At 61.1% G+C, this 12,353-nt stretch carries 15 protein-coding genes; 6 read left to right on the top strand and 9 right to left on the bottom strand.

Annotated elements, in window-relative coordinates; all coding sequences use genetic code 11:
• Window positions 1-75: 75 nt before the first annotated feature.
• The 5 genes from J4E08_RS05650 to mbfA all read right to left on the bottom strand — a co-directional run bounded on the left by J4E08_RS05650 (window position 76) and on the right by mbfA (window position 4,521).
• Complete coding sequence (locus tag J4E08_RS05650; RefSeq protein WP_349537648.1) at window positions 76-990, bottom strand: DMT family transporter; 915 nt, start codon at window positions 988-990, stop codon at window positions 76-78.
• Between the two features lie 358 nt (window positions 991-1,348).
• Window positions 1,349-1,738 (bottom strand): hypothetical protein, encoded by a 390-nt coding sequence (locus tag J4E08_RS05645; RefSeq protein ID WP_349537647.1) that lies wholly within the window; start codon window positions 1,736-1,738, stop codon window positions 1,349-1,351.
• Window positions 1,739-1,766: 28 nt separating this feature from the next.
• Complete coding sequence (locus J4E08_RS05640) at window positions 1,767-2,543, bottom strand: DUF6478 family protein (RefSeq protein ID WP_349537646.1); 777 nt, start codon at window positions 2,541-2,543, stop codon at window positions 1,767-1,769.
• A 109-nt stretch (window positions 2,544-2,652) separates the two neighbouring features.
• Window positions 2,653-3,423: a dihydroxy-acid dehydratase gene (locus J4E08_RS05635; RefSeq protein ID WP_349537645.1), complete on the bottom strand. Its 771-nt coding sequence runs from the start codon at window positions 3,421-3,423 to the stop codon at window positions 2,653-2,655.
• A gap of 123 nt (window positions 3,424-3,546) precedes the next feature.
• Complete coding sequence (gene mbfA / locus J4E08_RS05630; protein WP_349537644.1) at window positions 3,547-4,521, bottom strand: iron exporter MbfA; 975 nt, start codon at window positions 4,519-4,521, stop codon at window positions 3,547-3,549.
• A 182-nt stretch (window positions 4,522-4,703) separates the two neighbouring features.
• Between mbfA and J4E08_RS05625 the strand changes: the two genes are divergently transcribed.
• The 5 genes from J4E08_RS05625 to J4E08_RS05605 all read left to right on the top strand — a co-directional run bounded on the left by J4E08_RS05625 (window position 4,704) and on the right by J4E08_RS05605 (window position 7,567).
• Window positions 4,704-4,883 carry a hypothetical protein gene (locus J4E08_RS05625; protein WP_183962568.1) on the top strand — a complete coding sequence of 60 codons (180 nt, stop codon included), beginning with the start codon at window positions 4,704-4,706 and terminating at the stop codon, window positions 4,881-4,883.
• Window positions 4,884-4,962: 79 nt separating this feature from the next.
• Window positions 4,963-5,613 (top strand): TetR/AcrR family transcriptional regulator, encoded by a 651-nt coding sequence (locus J4E08_RS05620; protein ID WP_349537643.1) that lies wholly within the window; start codon window positions 4,963-4,965, stop codon window positions 5,611-5,613.
• A 48-nt stretch (window positions 5,614-5,661) separates the two neighbouring features.
• Window positions 5,662-6,492, top strand: coding sequence for an S-formylglutathione hydrolase (fghA, locus tag J4E08_RS05615; protein ID WP_349537642.1), 831 nt, complete (start codon window positions 5,662-5,664; stop codon window positions 6,490-6,492).
• On the top strand, window positions 6,492-6,947 hold the full coding sequence (locus tag J4E08_RS05610) for a YaiI/YqxD family protein (RefSeq protein ID WP_183962565.1): 456 nt from the start codon (window positions 6,492-6,494) through the stop codon (window positions 6,945-6,947). The genes fghA and J4E08_RS05610 overlap by 1 nt, the downstream gene beginning before the upstream one ends.
• Window positions 6,947-7,567: an HAD family hydrolase gene (locus J4E08_RS05605; RefSeq protein ID WP_349537641.1), complete on the top strand. Its 621-nt coding sequence runs from the start codon at window positions 6,947-6,949 to the stop codon at window positions 7,565-7,567. The genes J4E08_RS05610 and J4E08_RS05605 overlap by 1 nt, the downstream gene beginning before the upstream one ends.
• Before the next feature lie 190 nt (window positions 7,568-7,757).
• On the opposite strand, the gene J4E08_RS05600 is transcribed toward J4E08_RS05605, so the two are convergent.
• Window positions 7,758-9,005, bottom strand: coding sequence for an MFS transporter (locus tag J4E08_RS05600; protein WP_349537640.1), 1,248 nt, complete (start codon window positions 9,003-9,005; stop codon window positions 7,758-7,760).
• A gap of 147 nt (window positions 9,006-9,152) precedes the next feature.
• Between J4E08_RS05600 and zapE the strand changes: the two genes are divergently transcribed.
• Window positions 9,153-10,217: a cell division protein ZapE gene (gene zapE, locus J4E08_RS05595; RefSeq protein WP_349537639.1), complete on the top strand. Its 1,065-nt coding sequence runs from the start codon at window positions 9,153-9,155 to the stop codon at window positions 10,215-10,217.
• A gap of 70 nt (window positions 10,218-10,287) precedes the next feature.
• On the opposite strand, the gene J4E08_RS05590 is transcribed toward zapE, so the two are convergent.
• The 3 genes from J4E08_RS05590 to J4E08_RS05580 form a co-directional block, all read right to left on the bottom strand.
• On the bottom strand, window positions 10,288-10,860 hold the full coding sequence (locus J4E08_RS05590; protein ID WP_349537638.1) for a LysM peptidoglycan-binding domain-containing protein: 573 nt from the start codon (window positions 10,858-10,860) through the stop codon (window positions 10,288-10,290).
• A 210-nt stretch (window positions 10,861-11,070) separates the two neighbouring features.
• Window positions 11,071-11,670 carry a LysM peptidoglycan-binding domain-containing protein gene (locus J4E08_RS05585; protein ID WP_349537637.1) on the bottom strand — a complete coding sequence of 200 codons (600 nt, stop codon included), beginning with the start codon at window positions 11,668-11,670 and terminating at the stop codon, window positions 11,071-11,073.
• 28 nt (window positions 11,671-11,698) lie between these two features.
• Entirely contained in the window at window positions 11,699-12,271 is a 573-nt protein-coding gene (locus J4E08_RS05580) for a rhodanese-like domain-containing protein (protein WP_349537636.1), read from the bottom strand.
• Window positions 12,272-12,353: the final 82 nt, after the last annotated feature.

Genomic DNA, 12,353 nt, shown 5'->3' with positions numbered 1-12,353 from the left:
ACTCGTGCTTCGCCGACCGGCGCTCCAACCCGGCGGGTGGTCCGCCGGATCCTTCATCGAATCGCAAATCGGCGCTCACCCCTGCGGTGTCATATTGGGACGCGCTTTGCCGCGTTTCAGTCCCAACTGCCGTTCGCGCAGGATAATCCCGATCCCGGCGACAATCACGATCCCCGCGCCCGCCAGCACGTTTACTGTCGGCACCTCGCCGAAGAACATATAGCCAAAAATTATGGCAAAAAGGATCGAGGCATATTCGAACGGGGCCAGAACCGCCGCACCCGCAAAGCGATAGGAGGAGGTCAGAAAGATCTGCGCGACGCCCCCGATCAGCCCGGAGGCCACAAGCATTCCAAGCACCGGCAGTTCCGGCCAACTCCAGCCAAACGGCAGCGTCAGCAGCGAAAACATCGTGGCCGTGAGCGAGAAATAGAAGACGATGGCCGATGTTTCCTCCACCGCGACCATACGCCGGATCTGGATTTGCGCCAGTGCGCGCATAACCGCGGACACCAAGATCAGCACCACGCCCCAGAATGCTGCATCGCTCAAGTCATTGAAGGCCAACCGGGGCCACATCACCACCGCCACACCTGCCAATCCCAGCAGCACGGCGGTCATGCGAAACAGCCGCAGCCGCTCCCCCAACATCACCGCCGCCAGCAGCACCGTCAGCATTGGCGCGGCGTAGCCCAGCACTGTCACCTCTGGCAAAGGCAACAGGCCCAGCGCAGCAAAATTGCAGCCCATCGCCGACACGCCGATCAATCCGCGCCAGCCGTGCATGAGGGGGCGCTTGGCCCTCAACCCTGTTTTCAGATCACCGCGCATGGCCAACCATGCGATGATCACAGGCATCGCCAGCGCCGAGCGAAAGAACACCGCCTCGCCTGCGGGAACAAAGGCTGAGGCCGCCTTGATCAGTGAAGCCATGATGGTGAATAAAAAGACGGACGCCAATTTCAGCGCAATGCCGCGCATCGGAGACATAACAAAAGACCCTTTCGTTAGAGCGCCACCGTGAACCGATCCCTGATAAAGGTCAATCACACTGCCCTGTTGAATGACGCACAAATTGCAGGTCACCGAAATCGTCAATGAACGCTCGTCAATCGCCAGGCCGACGAAAGGCTCTCATTCATCCGCAGTCAAACCGGCTTCGTTGAGTCGCGAAATCGGCCGGGCGACGCTTCATGAATTTGGCCTTGATTACCCGGGATGGCGCAGCCCCACGTGCTCAGGGCTGTGAAACGGTTGCATGGGCCCGCACCGGGCTTAGAATCTATGGAAGCTCGACAAGACACCGATCCAAAGGGATAAATTCCGTTATCGTCGGCGATGGACCGTCTTAGGCCGTTTCCAGACAATGCCGGCGGAAAGCACGTTTGAGCATGTCCAACTCGGCGCGCAGCAGTTCGACTTCTGCGCGGATGTCGTCGCCCAAAGCCTCCCCGGCGACGAGTGTAAAGCTGCCAAGCGACGTGTCTGCGCCCGCGTCGGTGATCAGAAACGTTTGCACGCCGTCGCCGACAGCCTCTGGCGGGACTGGGATGCTGACCAACCAGTGCCGACCGGGGTTTGAGGCGTCCGGCGCCACCTCTGTCACCGTCACGCCGGCCACCGGCAAATCGCGCAGCGAGACCTGCACATCCGGCACGGCGGAGGCGTTCTGCGTGGTCAACATGCCTTCCCAGACGCCTTCGACAAAGCGGGTCTTGGTCAATGTGAATTCGCTCATCCCTGCAGTTTCCCTTTGCTGGCGTCCATTAAAAAGGCGCGCGCTTGCGGCGGCTGAAGGTCAGATCGCGCAGCACCACCTGGTTCATTTCAGGCCCCTCAAAGATCAGATCCAGCCACATCTTCTCGACGCGCTTTTCGTTCAGCTTGGTGTAGGCAAGATCAAACTCCACGTGAATTCCCTCCGCGTTTAATGGCAGTTCACGGACGATCTGTTCTGTGTTTGGCCCGTGCTTGATGTTCAGACGGGCGAAAATCTCAAGCGGTTTTTCCATCTCGACGATGGTTTCGATACGGATCAGGTGGTTACGCTTGAGACCGTTCGACGCCTCCTCGGGCAGGTCGATGGCCAGCGACAGATAGGAGCCGTCAAAGCGAAACACATCCAACCGCAAGCCATAGGCGGCGAGATCAGCCTCGCGCATGTTGCGAATCTGGCGAAGGGTCAGTTCGGAATGGGCGCAGTCATGAAACACTGTGGCCTCGCCCCCCAACGTGGATTTGGATTGCACCGTCGACATGCCCTGCACCGGCAGCGGGCCACACCACACTTCAGGGCGCCACGCCCAATCCGCATCCTCCGGGCGCGGAAAGGCCTGATTTCCGATCGCAGGCAAGGCCAAGCGCTTCTCTGCGACGTGGATCAGTCTATCGAGCTGCGTGCGCAGGCGGCGGGCGCGGGTACGGTGCTCACGAAGCGCCGCAAGGTCCATACTGTCAGAGCGGCGCGCCATTGCAGACCACCGTCGAAGCACTGCGAGAAAGACCGCCCTGTCCAACCACCCGTTCCGTTGTCCAACTGCCATCCCGCTCCCCGCCCCTATGCCTCTGAGGAGCGGCCTGTTTTCAGCACGTTTCGCCCCATAATCTCGATTCCGACCATATTTTTCGGATTCGGAAGTAGTATGGCAAACACTACCCGCCGAATAAACGTGAAAGCGAATTGTTCGTGGCTGGTTTTGTCGGAGCGGTGGCCGTGGTCAGGGTTGTGACCGACCCGCCTTCGCTGGCGTGGCGTATGCTGTCGCGGACGCTGACCAACATGGCGGCACCCCGTTTGCCCGCCAAAGCGTCGCCGTCAGGTGCATACAGTGCAAGTCCAACCACGCGATCGCCTTGCAGGAACGCGCCGCGCCAGTAGCGGGTATCGCCCCCATCCAGGACGCTGGCGCCGCCTGCCCCGAGGTGCGCCATGACCAAACCGTCTTCTTGCCCAGCGGCAAGCAACGGCGCTTCGGCTGCCGCGGCGAGTGCCTTGCCATCCGGGAGGTCGCTGGCGGTGCCCCGCGGGCCGACCGTGACCGTGACCATGACCGGGGCAACATTCTCGCCCACCTGTCCGCCGGACAAGATCATGCACGAGGCGATGACGGCAAAGCCACGCCCGGCTGCGGACTTTGACGTTTCCGGATCGAGGCAATAGCCACTCGGCCCCGCGACGATTACCTCCCCGCCCGCGAGTGAGACCTTGGCGAGTGGCGGCGGGCGCGTTGCCGCGGACGAGATCAACGCCTTTTTCCCTCCACCCTTTGCCGGGGGCACTGCCTCGCAACCGATCAGCGAGACAGCGACACCGCCGGCCAATATCATCGCGGCGCACCGACGAACGGCACAGCGGGCCACCAGTGCCGCCAACCGGTCACGAAAGGGCGGGATGGTCAGCTTGTCTTGTCCGTTATTGAACACGCGCCTCTTCCTCCCAAAGACTTGTCCAAAGGAATACCCTGAGGGCGACAAGGGGCGCAAGCGCGCCGGACGGGACGGTGGGCGGGGCGATGTTGCCGCAGGCGACGAGCGCCGGTCCCGGCCCTAGCCCGCGCCGATCAATGCGCCCGCGCCAAACACCAATGCGCCCCCCAGAACCACCTGGAAGGCCGCGCGCAAGAAGGGGGTGTCCATGAACTTGTTCTGGATCCATGCGATGGCCCAAAGCTCCACGAACACAACGACGCAAGCAATGATCGTCGCGGTCCAGAAATGTGGGATCAAGTAGGGCAGAGCATGCCCCAGGCCGCCCAGCGTCGTCATCACGCCGGAGGCGATACCGCGTTTGACAGGGGAGCCGCGCCCGGACAGCTGACCGTCATCCGACGCGGCCTCGGTAAAGCCCATGGAGATACCGGCGCCGACAGATGCCGCCAACCCCACAAGGAAGGTGGTCCAAGTGTTTTGCGTTGCAAAGGCCGTGGCAAAGATCGGGGCGAGGGTCGAGACAGACCCATCCATCAGCCCTGCCAGTCCCGGTTGCACCCAGGTCAACAGGAACTGACGCTTCTCACTGTCCGCCTCGCTCTCGCGGGCGGCTTCGTCCAGGTTGGCCTGTTCCAGCCCTTCTGCGGCCTTCTGGTGACCCGCTTCGGCGGCAGCCAGAAAGCCAAGCAGTTTGCGCGTGCCTGCATCCGTGGTGCGCTGCGCCGCGGCGAGATAAAAACGTTCGGCATCCCGTTCCATCGCCTCAGCCTCGGCGCGGATGCGCTCCAGCGACAGGTTTTCCACCAGCCACACCGGCTTTCGCGCGTAAAAACCCGCGACGTGCTCACGACGGATCAGAGGAATGACCTCACCAAAACGCTTTTGGTGCAGCTCAATCAGGGAGGCGCGATGCCCATCCTCTTCCTTGGCCATGCCATCGAACACCTTGGCCGTGTCAGGATAATCGGCGCGCAGACGTTCCGCATAACTACGATAAATTCGTCCATCGTCCTCTTCGGAGGAGATCGCAAGAGCAAGCACTTCTTGTTCGGAAAGATCGTCAAACCTGCGGCGCTGCATCAAAAATCGCATATGGATCACCTCCGGGATCACGATCGTTTAGAATGGTTCTAAAGTACGCAGCATCACCCGTATTGCAAGGGTAAAAAAGTTGAGACTGCCAAAATTGCCGCACCGCAGCGCTTGACAAATCAGACTCATCGGTCCAAATAAGTGAACTATACGGTTCAGTTTGATTCATGAAGGAGATCCCGATGACCCGCTTCCTCGCCCCGCTTGCCCTGTCCCTGATGGCACTTGCCCCCTCTATTGCCAGCGCCACCCCTGTTTTTCTTCCGGAGCTGACCTTCCCCGCACCGGTGCAGCAGCCCGACGTTTCGACCCAAGGCTGCGTCGCACCGACGCATGATGTCTGCCAGTATCCTGCGCAATAACTCGCACGACGCACGGGCAATGCTTGCCCGGACTGAACTGTACGGTTTATACAGGCCTCCTACTCGTGGGAGAGCGCGCATGACCGCCGACAAAGCATCCCTTGCCGACGCAGGCCCCGCGGCCCGTGACGTCCGCAAGGGACGCAAATACGATCAAGTGATCGCGGGCGCCCAGGAGGTGTTCATGCGAGACGGCTTTGAAGGCGCGTCTGTCGACGAGATTGCGCGCAATGCCGGTGTCTCCAAAGCGACGCTCTACAGCTACTTCCCCGACAAGCGCTTGTTGTTCATGGAATGCGCCTGCGCCCAGTGCAACGCACAGGCGGACGAGGCGCTGCTGTCCATCGACTTTGCCCGCCCCCCTGAGCAGGTGCTCTCCATCGCGGGCCACAAGCTGCTGGGTTTCATGCTGTCAGACAACGGGCAGAATATCTTCCGCATCTGCGTGGCCGAGGCCGACCGCTTCCCCGAACTGGGCCGCCGTTTCTATGAAAGCGGGCCGATGATGGTCCGCCGCGCGCTTGGCAGTTATCTCGAAGTGGCGCGTCAACGGGGCGAGGTCGTCGCCGATGACCTCACTCTGGCCGCCGACCAGTTCGCCGAGCTGTGCAAAGCGGACCTATGGGTAAAGCTGATGTTCGGCATTCAGACGGAATTCTCCCCCGAGGAACGTAGCCGAATTGTTGATGGCGCCTTGCAAACCTTCATGGCACGGTACGGCGCAAAGTGACATCGCGTGACCCGTGTTGGTGGCGCAAAAGACCTTAGGGAGAGACCCATGAAAACGATATCCGAGAACCGCTGTTTCGGCGGCACACAAGGTGTGTACAGCCACGACAGCGCGGCCACGAACTGCGAAATGACCTTTGGCCTGTTCCTGCCCGAAGAAGCCAAGCACATTCCGGTGCCCGTGCTGTGGTATCTGTCGGGCCTGACCTGCACCCACGAAAACGCCATGACCAAGGCGGGCGCACAGGCCTGGGCCGCGGAATATGGCGTCGCGCTGGTGTTCCCCGACACGTCGCCGCGCGGCGACGGCGTGGCCAATGACGAAGCATACGATCTGGGCCAGGGCGCAGGGTTTTATGTAAACGCCACGCAAGACCCCTGGGCGCCGCATTTCAAGATGTGGGACTATGTGGCCGAAGAACTGCCTGCACTTTTGGGCGACAACTTTGCGCTGGATATGGAGAGGCAGGCGATCACCGGGCACTCCATGGGCGGTCATGGCGCGTTGACGCTGGCGATGAACCTGCCGGGGCGCTTCACCTCGGTGTCTGCCTTTGCGCCGATCGCCAACCCCACGGAGTCCGATTGGGGACAGAAGCAGCTTGGCGCTTACCTCGGGTCGGACCAGTCCACATGGGCCAAGCACGACGCGACGTTGCTGATGCGGGAAAAGGGCTTTGACGGCCCGGTTCTGATCGACCAGGGCGGATCGGACAACTTCCTTGACCTCCTCAAGCCCGAAGCACTGGCCGAAGCGATGATGGCCAAGCGGCAGGACGGAATCTTCCGGATGCAGCAAGGTTACGATCACAGCTACTTCTTCGTGTCATCCTTTATGGAGGACCACGTGTCCTTTCACGCGGAATACCTGTTCGCCTGATGACCACGCTGTACATCGACGGTGACGCCTGCCCCGTCAAAGACGAGGCTGAGCGGGTCACCACCCGGCACAAGATCCCGATGAAACTGGTATCCAACGGTGGGCTGCGCCCGTCGCGCAATCCGCTGGTGGAGATCGTCGTGGTCGATGCCGGGCCGGATGTGGCCGATATGTGGATCGCGGATCGCGCTGGCACAGGGGATGTGGTAGTCACCAACGACATTCCCCTCGCCGCAAAATGTGTCGAGGCCGGCGCCTTGGTCCTGCGTCACGACGGGTCCGCGCTGACGCAGGCCAACATCGGACAACAACTGGCGATGCGCGATCTGATGACGGATCTTCGTGCCGCCGACCCCTTTCGCCAAGGCGGCGGCAAGGGGTTCTCCAAGGCCGACCGGAGCCGTTTCCTTGACTCGTTGGATCGGGTGATGCGGCAAGCTGCGAGGGCTGTGTGATGGCGGTCGAGGCCGTGGTGTTCGACGTTGGCAACGTGCTGATCGAATGGCAGCCAGAGCGGTATTACGATCCGCGTATCGGGGCCGACCGTCGCCGCGCCATGTTCGCCGAGGTCGATCTGCACGGCATGAACGACGACATCGACCGTGGCGGTGATTTTCAGGCGGTGGTCTATGCCTGGGCCGAAAAATACCCCGAATGGCGCGAAGAGATCAGGATGTGGCACGACGATTGGCTGGAGATGGCAAAGCCCGAGATCCCGCAGTCTGTTCGCCTGTTGCGGGCGCTGAACAAAGCGGGCGTGCGGACACTGGCGCTGACCAACTTCGGCATCGGCACATGGGCCATCGCAACGCCGGTCTATGCATTCCTCAACGAATTCTCGAAGGCCTATGTGTCCGGTCATATGGGCGTGATCAAGCCTGAGGCAGAAATCTATCGCCAAGTCGAAGCGGACAGCGGCATCGCGCCGGAGCGGCTGTTGTTCACCGATGACCGGATCGACAACATCAACGCCGCGCAGGCGCGTGGCTGGCAAACACATGCGTTCGACGGACCACAAGGATGGGCGGACCGGTTGGTCGCCGAGCGTCTGCTGAGCGCCGAGCAGGCGCGGTGAGCCTCTGGCCGGTGGCGTCAGGCATTGATCAAAATCGGGATGCGTGGCGCGCTCCTGCTACATGTACACATACGACGAGATTGCTCAGGCACAGACACGCTAGCTGAGCGGTTTCCCAGCCCTTACGACGAGCGGATGAGGACGCTGCTCCCTCACCCGCCGAGTGATTTCAAAGCAAAGTAGGCACGCGTCAGGCGGCCAGCGGGCTTGCAGGCGGCGCCGATCGATTTTCACGGATCGGCAGGTGGACAAGCGCGCTGAACGCACCGACGCCCACGCCAAACCACCAGACAAGGGTGTAATCCCCGTACACGTCATACATGCGCCCGCCCAGCCAGACGCCCAAGAAGCCTCCGATCTGGTGGCTCAGGAAGACAATACCGTAAAGCGTGCCCATATAGCGCAGCCCGTAGAGATGCGCTATCAGGCCGGAGGTCAGCGGCACAGTTGCCAGCCACAGCCCGCCCATCACCGCAGAGAAAATCAACACGGAGGTGGGCGTAATCGGCAGCAAGATGAAAGCACCCGCGGCGATGGTACGCGCCGTATAGATGCCTGCGAGAAGATACTTCTTAGGCAACCGCTTGCCAAAATAGCCAGCCGTCAGCGTGCCCACAATATTGAACAGGCCGATGAGCGAGATGGCGATGGCGCCGAGGGCTGAGGTCGTGGTGATGCCAATGTTCGACAACAGGCTTCCCGCCATAATGGGGGAGCAGAGTTCAGTGACGAAGGCCGGGAAATGCGCCGTGATGAAGGCCAGCTGATAACCACAGGAGAAGAAGCCAAGGAACAGCAGAGTGAACGAAGGGTCACGGAAGGCGCGATTGAGGATGGTCCCCATGCTTTCCTCGATCTCAGTCTTGCTGGCCACCGGCGCGCGCATCAGCGGCAGCGCGGCCAAGACGGCGATGATTGTCCCGGCGAAGACGACGAAAACACCTTGCCAAGACATGATGGAGAGCAGCGCCTCGGCCACCGGTGCACCGAACACTTGTCCGGCGGAGCCTGCGGCCGTGGCGATGGCCAACGACATGGAGCGGTTCTCGGCGCTTGAGGCTCGGCCAACGACCGCCAGGATCACCCCAAAGCCAGTGCCTGCAATGCCGAAGCCCACCAGCACCTCCCACGCCTGCATGGCGAAAGGGGTTTCCGAAACGGAGGACAGCACCAGACCGGCCGCATAGATCAATGCGCCACCAATGATGGCCTTCCGGTCACCGATCTTTTCCGCCAACGCGCCAAACAGCGGCTGCCCGATGCCCCACGCGAGGTTCTGAATCGCGATGGCAAGGGAAAACTCCGACCGCGCCCAGCCAAATTCCGCTGCGATTGGGATCTGAAAGACACCGAAACTGGCGCGGATCGCAAAGCTGATCATGATGATGACGCAACCAACGATCAGCACCGGGGTCATGATTGGGGCAGGTTTGTCCATCGTACGGTCCTCGCGCTATTGGCCCCTGCATCGGGCCTGATGCGCCGTTGGTCAATAGTCCGTGATGTGATGCATGCCATAAGCATCTGCCATATGTTGTTCGAAGGCCCCTACACAACCAAAGTGAGCCGGGCTATCTGATCGCGCATGAAGACTGTTCAGGACCACTACGAGGCGCGCGTCGCCTCTGGCCGGATCAAACCGGACCCCGCACAGCGCGAGGCCTTGCCCGCGTTCGAACGCATCCGCGCCGCCCTGGCCGAGCCGCCCAAGCGCGGATTGTTCCGCAAGGCGCCTGAGCCGCCGAAGGGCTTGTATATGTGGGGCGGCGTCGGGCGCGGCAAATCCATGCTGATGGATCTGTTCGTTGACACGTTGAACGTTCCGGCCCGGCGTGCGCACTTCCACGCCTTCATGCAGGAAATCCACTCCGAAATGCACCGTCTGCGCGGCGAAGGCGTGGCTGATCCCATCAAACCGGTGGCCAAAGCTGTTTCTGACAGCGTAAAGGTTCTGGCCTTTGACGAGATGCAGATCACCGACATCACCGATGCGATGATCGTGGGTCGCCTGTTCGAGCACCTGTTCGAGGCCGGGACCGTTCTGGTCACCACATCGAACAGGGTCCCGGATGACCTTTATAAGGATGGATTGAACAGGCAGCTGTTTGTGCCCTTCATCGAGCTGATAAAGGACAGGCTGGAGGTGCGTGAACTCGCCTCCGAGACCGACTATAGACAAGATCGGCTGGCCGGGGCGCAGGTGTTCTTTACCCCTGCAAACGCGGAGTCCCGCAAGCAGATAGACGCCATCTGGGAAGAACTGACCCATGGCAGCGAAGAGACGCTGACCCTGCACGTGAAGGGGCGGAAGCTGGAGCTTCCGCGCTATCACAATGCCATGGCTCGGGCGTCGTTTTACGATCTTTGCGGCAAGATGCTGGGCCCTGCGGATTACCTTGCATTGGCGGACGCGCTGCGCGTGCTGGTGATCGAGGGCATCCCCGCACTGTCGCGCCACAATTTCAACGAGGCCAAACGCTTCGTGACCTTGGTCGACGCGCTGTACGAGGCAAAGGTGCGCCTGATCGCCTCCGCCGCAGCGCAACCGGAGTCGCTTTATCTAGAAGGCGCCGGCAGTTTCGAATTCGAGCGCACGGCGTCGCGCCTGCGGGAAATGCAAGCCGCGGAGTGGGGCGCAAACGAGGGCTGAAACGGGCGGCAGGGCTCCGAAGAGCCCTGCTTGGTCTTTGCTCGATATAGGTTCTTCTGCCTAATCTAATTTAGTCTGGAATGGTCAGCACCATGCCGGCGCGCAACGCGGCCGGATCACGTACCACGTCCTTGTTCGCGTCGAGGATCTGCAAATAAGCGACTGTGGTGCCATAAAACCGAAAGGCGATGCCGGGCAGACTATCTCCGGGTTTGACAGTATAGCTGCGCGCTGCGCTGATCGGTTCTACAGAGTTTACAGGTACTACAACGGCAACCTCTTGTGGCTGTACCCGAGCCGGCGTGCGGCTTGACGGCTTTTTGAGCTCTTCGAGAATACCGTAGCCCATGGCTTCGATGACGTTGTCGATTTGTGGCGCGACAGACACCTGGGTCGCATTTTGAACAGGAAGCGGCTGGCGAAGATCCGGCCGCGCCATGGGACGGACATCGGAGAGCGCAGCCTGTTCGGTATAGCCGGCCTCGGCCGTAGCTGATGTAGCAGGCTGAAGGCCCATGACGTCCGGTGTGGCGCGGCTGACTTGATCGGTGGGGGCCTTGCGCTCGGTCAGATCACCAACCGTCCACAGCAGCGCAAAGGTGCAGGCAGCGAATCCGACGGCCAGGAGAATGGCCCTGATCATGGGGCGAAGCTCGCAACAAGCCCGACACCGGCCAGAAGACCGGACAATTCGCAGCGCGAAATCATGGTAAACATCCCTCGAAATCCACGCGACGGTTGGCAGTCCGCATGGTTTCAAACAGCATAGGCGAATCGCCCTCTATGCGTCAACATATAGATGCAAGTTCTAAATGTGCTCAATTACGCATCACGCTGATCGAAGGGTAGAGCCTTAGCGCTTCGGCAACACCAAGGTCTGACCTGCACGCAGGTCATCGGGACGAGACAGAATCGCTTGATTGGCGGCGAACAGCGGGCCGGTCATGTTGACGTCACCATAGATCCGCTCCGCTATCGACACGAGGCTATCCCCCGACTGGACCACGTAAACACCGGTCTCCGCGGTGCTGCCCTTGGCAGATGTTCCGTCGAGCGAGCGACGCACGATCGTGTGCAGGAGGCTGCCCGGCTGGCCCGGAGCGCTGTCACGCCCCGTAGCCTGGTTCAGACTGGACAGCGTTTCCCATGTCATGCGCCGCAGTTCCTGATCATCCACCGGCACGACGGCGGAGGGGAGCGGACGGCGCGTGGCGGGCGCAACACGAGCGACTTCTGGCTCTGGCGCGGAGTCTACTATTCCCTGCCGTGTCAAAGCAGCGGCGACAGCGTCCTCAAGGTCAGTCTCTACAGCCGTCAACGCCGGTTGCGCGCGTGTGACCGCAACCTGACCAGACGTCGGATCATTCGCGGATTTCTGCGCGCCCGGCTGCAGAACGAGCAATGTTAACGTGATTGCCAAAAACCCCAGTGCGAAAAGGACCATACGGATCATGCCTGCTTCCCCCGTCCCGACCGTGACTTCATTGGCCCGTCGCCAGGTCCAGACCCAGCCCTCGCCATGCGGCAACGCCACCCCTGTAGTACTTCAACTTGGTCTCTGGATAGCCAGCCTCCAGCAAGGCGCGCACCGCTTCGGGGGCCTGCGCATCGTCCGGACCACCGGCAAGGATCACAAGATCGAAAGCACTGGAGAAGTCCCCACTGCGCACGCCCAGCGCGCTGAGCAGATCCTCCCGGTAAGGGTTGTCTGACCGCAGCGTCGCTTCCGGCACATTGACCGCACCCGGAACGGTCCCAGACGCAAATCCATCCGGGAAACGCACGTCCACCAACAGGCCTTGCCCCGAGGAGACAAACAGATCGAGGAAATCCAACACTTCGAGTTCGGCGACAGTCACAACGCCTGAGGCCGCCTGCATTGGCTGCACACAGGACGGCGGGCAGGCCGCCCCATTTCGCTGAACACGCAAGGTTTGACCATTCATCGATGTCTCGAAATCGGCCATGTCCTGCGTGATACGACTGGATTGACCATAGGCGGGCAGCGCCAAGACCATGGCGGCACAAACGGTCGGAAAAAGACCTTTCACCATTACTGCTCGTCCTCTGCGGGCCCTTGGCAGGCCACTAACCCTTGTATTTGTCCACAGATATAGGCCAAAGTACGGGATTCAG

This window comes from Sagittula sp. NFXS13 (genome assembly GCF_040148795.1).
Classification (GTDB): domain Bacteria; phylum Pseudomonadota; class Alphaproteobacteria; order Rhodobacterales; family Rhodobacteraceae; genus Sagittula; species Sagittula marina.
Note: the sequence above shows the minus strand (reverse complement) of the source record. Positions and strands in the feature narration are given on the sequence as shown.